The organism is Romboutsia weinsteinii, from assembly GCF_002250835.2.
GTDB classification, from domain to species: domain Bacteria; phylum Bacillota; class Clostridia; order Peptostreptococcales; family Peptostreptococcaceae; genus Romboutsia_A; species Romboutsia_A weinsteinii.
In genome coordinates this window covers 1-524 of the sequence record NZ_NOJY02000163.1, presented here as the reverse complement: position 1 = coordinate 524, position 524 = coordinate 1, and the positions used below count along the sequence as shown (strand labels likewise).

Annotated in this window: 1 rRNA gene; it reads left to right on the top strand. The window is 51.1% G+C overall.

Annotated elements, in window-relative coordinates:
- Positions 1-524: ribosomal RNA gene (locus tag CHL78_RS20520) — 23S ribosomal RNA — on the top strand; the annotation flags it as partial.

The following is a 524-nucleotide window of genomic DNA, read 5'->3' as shown; positions in this document are numbered from 1 at the left end:
GATGGCCGCAGAGAATAGGCCCAAGCGACTGTTTACCAAAAACACAGGTTTCTGCTAAGTCGCAAGACGATGTATAGGAGCTGACGCCTGCCCGGTGCTGGAAGGTTAAGGGGATCTGTTAGAGCAATCGAAGCAGTGAACTTAAGCCCCAGTAAACGGCGGCCGTAACTATAACGGTCCTAAGGTAGCGAAATTCCTTGTCGGGTAAGTTCCGACCCGCACGAAAGGCGTAACGATTTGGGCACTGTCTCAACAACAGACTGGGTGAAATTGTAATACCGGTGAAGATGCCGGTTACCTGCGACAGGACGGAAAGACCCCATGGAGCTTTACTGTAGCTTGACATTGGGTCTTGGTACTACATGTACAGGATAGGTGGGAGACTATGAAGCATGAACGCCAGTTTGTGTGGAGTCATCCTTGGGATACCACCCTTGTAGTACTGGGACTCTAACCATAGGCCTTGAATCAGGTCTTGGGACACTGTCAGGTGGACAGTTTGACTGGGGCGGTCGCCTCCTAAA